2 protein-coding genes are annotated in these 4,468 nt (G+C 43.3%); both read right to left on the bottom strand.

Annotated elements, in window-relative coordinates; translation table 11 throughout:
- Positions 1–4,143 (bottom strand): cadherin-like domain-containing protein (locus ABJD64_RS24465; protein WP_348183470.1); only part of this gene is annotated, 4,143 nt, incomplete at its 3' end.
- A 108-nt stretch (positions 4,144–4,251) separates the two neighbouring features.
- The coding region (locus ABJD64_RS24460; RefSeq protein WP_348183468.1) for a T9SS type A sorting domain-containing protein at positions 4,252–4,468 on the bottom strand (217 nt) is incomplete at its 5' end.

Below are 4,468 nucleotides of genomic sequence, written 5' to 3'. Positions count from 1 at the left end.
GTTGGCCGTGAGGTCTGGCTCGTCATTGACAGGATTTACTGTTATGGAAAAGGTGTAATTGTTTGTTTCAAAATCTGCGTTAGCCACTGAGAAAGTAAAGAGATCCGAAGTTGTTTCACTGCCATCGTGCTCATAACTGAGGAAGAACATGTCATCTTCATCCAGTTCTTGAAACAGGGCCACATTATTCCCATCCAATTTGAGCGTGCCTTGTGATGGTAGCTGGTTGACAGTAAGGATCGCTGAATTGTTGTTGTCCGAAGGATTGCTAAAGGATAATTCGGTTGCGGTAATATCTGCCTCGCTACCCTCGTCAAGCGTCAACCCTTGATTCTCAATTACCGGCTTGTGTGAAACAAACTGCCGTGCCATAATGGCCTCATCACTACCATCTGCATAGCTACTTTGCCAAACCACTGTATAGCTGCCATCCGGGCTGGCAGCGATTGCATTTTCATTGACATCACTACCATCGATATTATTCGCTAAGATGGCCGGGCCTATGGTTTCAAGGCTCGAAGATAATCTCTGAACGTATATGTTATAAAAATCATCACTGTCATCCCTGTCAGCAGAGGATATAATAAAATCTCCGTCGTCTACTGCAATAATAGATGGTGCCGAATGTTTGGTAAAATCATTTACTTTCACAGCATCAGCGTCAAAATCACTTCCTGAGGTGTATTTTCTTACCATCTGGTCGTATTTGCTATTTCCCAAATCATATTCGGACCAGGCCACAACAAAATCACCATCCTGATTAGTCGATATAGACGGTGGGCGCGAATCCACTTGCTCGCTAGTGCTAAAGTCAACATCATCAACCAATACCTGGGCGTCTTCATCAAATACAAAGAATCCACTTTTTACACCATCGTAGCTGTAAATGTAAGGGATGGCCATATTTCCATCATCGTTGACAGCCACCGAGGCTTGCAGGCTTACGTTTGCGGATTCTCCAACGTCATATAGAAACTGTTCACCTAGCGCATCCGGAGTCCCGTCGGATGACACTTCACGCGCATAGAGTTTATTCCAAGGCGTAGTGATTGAACGCCGTTCTGTCCAAATGACTTGAAAATTTCCTTTATGATTGATAGCAATGTCCGGGTTTCTTTGATGGTGGCTAGTTTCTTCATTGATAATGAAATCATCTTTAACCACGTTGCCATCCCAATCAAATAAGCTACCCAAGACATCGTCATCTTCTCCACCAACCGCACTGTACTCCCGCCAGACTACCATGAAATTGCCATCATCCTTCAAAGCAACTGCTGGGTCACCAACTGCATTATTTGTTCCGTTATTAACGGTGATTTCATCACCCTGGCGAACACCTTTTTCATCGTATCGTTGGGCTCTGATCGTATATTCGCTGTTAGGGTTCGCGTCAAAATCATACCAAACCACCACAAAATCTCCATCCGTATTTTGAGCGACATCAGGATCTTTTTGATCAAACGCAATTTTGCTGTTTACAATAAATTCACTGCCGGCATCGATGTTGCCTGAAAGCGGCCTTCCTAATTTTTTGGAGTAGATGTTGTACCCTCCACTATAGTAAGCTCCGGTGACAACCATAGCATCTCCATCTCCATCTAAGGCTACAGAAACCCCTACCATCGAATTGTCAGGGTCTATGGCCATAAACTTTTCATATTCAAGCTCATTGTCTTCATTGAACATGGAAATGGCCGCGTGGTTGTTTCCACTGCTGTTGTTCCAGACAACAGCAAATTCACCATTATCATTGCCCGATACATGTGGCTCGTCATCTGCGCGGCCAGCATTCGTAAGTAACTCTTCCTCGAATATAGCCGTGCCATCACTTTTATATTTGCTCGCCAAAATACTTGAGTAAGAACCAAATTCTTTGGTGAAAGCAACCAAAAAATCTCCACTCACTTTGTCCATATCGATGGATTGAGTTCTTTGTTGAGCACTAGAGCCAGTAGAAATTTGCACATCATTTTGATCCAAAGCGTTGTCCTTGTTATCAAATCGTCTAATGAAGGTTTGCTCGTCGGTGACTATTCTTGCTCCCCAGGCAACTACAAAGCCGCCATCATTGTCTAGCGCAACATCCGGGTTGTTCCGACTACCCGCGGTCGTTCTTGAGTCAACTTTGAACTCATCACCTGCAAATTGGCCATCACTCTCAAGCCTGCGGGCATAAAGGCCATAATTGCCGTAAGATGAGTTGTTTCTCTGCCATACAATAATGGCATCTCCATCACTATTCATATCTACCGATGGATTGAACAATACTTCGTAGGCTCCATCGACTTGATCAACCAAAAGCTCTGACCCATCCTTGCTTCCATTGGCTATAAATTTTTGAGCCCTAATGTTGTAATCGCCAGAATAGTCACCATCGTAGCTAGACCATGCTACTACGAAATTTCCACTTGGATCCATGGCTACGCTTGGCTGAAGTTGATTATTTGTGGTTGTGGTATTTATTTGAAATTCCGACCCTTCTTTAGTTCCATCAGCATTGTATCTTTGGCCGATAATGCCAGATCCGTCTTCTACTGTAGAATGCCACTCGCCTTGCCATACCACTACATAGTTGCCATTTTGGTCTACATCTATAGAAGGCCGATACTGCGTGCCCGTACTGAAGTCGTTGACCACGGCTTCTTCAACCAAACAATAGGGTGCATTGCCAGCATCTTTGTATTGTTTGAAATATACTCCGGTACCTTCACAGTCTAGGTTTTCCTCACAAGCATTGACTTCCCCTTCTCTATCATCCCAGGCGACCACAAAGTCACCACGAGAATTCATGGCTATTGATGGATTTTCCCCTTCTTCTTCTCCACCAGTATAAAAGTCTAAGTCCTCATGACGGCCGCCTAACTGGTTAAATCTTGCTCCTGAAATTTTGCTTAGTTCACTGGAGATGTTTTCAAGCGCATAGACAACAGCAAATCCGCCGTCTTTGTCAGCAGCTACAGCAGGATCCGAAAGGTTTTGAAATGCTACATCGTCCACAACCGTGATTTGGCACAACTCAGTACCTTCGGAATCGAAACTTTTAGCATAAATGTATTCTTGACTAAGTGATGTATAATCGTCATGCCACGCAATGGCAAAACTACCATCTCCACTCAAAGCAATATCCGGGGTCCTAAGTCGATCGGTAATACCCGATTCAGACACCAAGACCTTTTCAGACTCAAGAGCTGTACTGGCTCTGTATTTTCTTGATTTCACTGAGCTTGTAGATGCCGACATCATGTCGAAGGATTCCTGCCATATGACAGTGAAATTACCTTCGTCATCAATATCAACCGCAGGCTCCTTTGCACTTTCTGTTGGAGAATTATCGGTCACATTCAATTCCAAGTCCGAAACATTTTCCGTATTTACATAGCGAGCTTTTATATCAGATACATCGGTTTCCGAATCACCCCAGACGATCACAAAATTTCCATCTTCGCTTATTGCTACATCAGGATTATTTAAAGCTTTGCTTTCGGTAGAAGTGCCTTGGGCAATGGTATAAGGACCATCAGGGACAATTTCATCTCCATCAACCTCATATCTCATGTACTTGATGGAATACGTACTGTAGGGGGAAGTAAGCTCATACGAGCTCCAGGCAACGACAAAATCTCCTTCATCATTTAAAGCCACGGAGGGATCTACGTTTCTAAAGGTATCATCAGTAACCGTGAATTCAATACTTTCGCCATCACTACCAAATCCCTTGCCCATAATTTGATTGCTGGCGGACTCCCAAACAAACGTTGATTCTCCCAGATCATTTATGGCGACATCGGGATTTTCCTGGCTGCCATCAGTTTCGGTATTCAACAAGGTTTTGTCTGTTGTCAAGGTTTTTGGCACCCCAATACCAGTCGGGCCAGTGGATGCAAGCCCTTCAGTTTGAGCTCCGATCATTAATCCCAAACTCAATGCCAATGAACCTCCGGCAGTAGCCAACTTCAATCTACTGGTAAGCTGAACTATTTTTTGCTTAAGTTTTCGTAGCTGCGTGAGGAGCTTGTGCCTCTTTCGGGCGGTCAATTCCTGAAATGTATTGTTGGCTAGTCTTTTTTCAAATCGGTTTTGAAGCTTCCTGAATTTACTCAAGGTTCTTCGGTACTCTAGATAGAGGTAATTTTGATGGCTCATAGTATCAATTTTCGCTTCATTCAATATCTCGCCATCTTCGATGATGAGTATTTATTATGTTCTAAGAAGGCACAAAGTCTGTTAGACCATACCGTGCCCTGATGATTTTTATTCTTTACTTATCTTAAATGTTGCTGTGGTGTTGTCATTTATCATTTTTACAAAATAAAGTCCACGATTCAGGTTTTGTACATCAATTTCAAAGACCTGAGTCAGGTAGGTTTTGTGTAGCGTGGTAGTCTCAACAATTTTTCCAGATTCTTTGAAAATATAAACCTGAATGGCTCCCATCATACTTGCTTCCGGTTTCAGATGTAGAGTTTGC

It is taken from the genome of Reichenbachiella sp., from assembly GCF_039944555.1.
Classification (GTDB): Bacteria; Bacteroidota; Bacteroidia; order Cytophagales; family Cyclobacteriaceae; genus Reichenbachiella.
The sequence above is the reverse complement of the archived record's forward strand: the minus strand, read 5'-3'. Positions and strand labels throughout refer to the sequence as shown.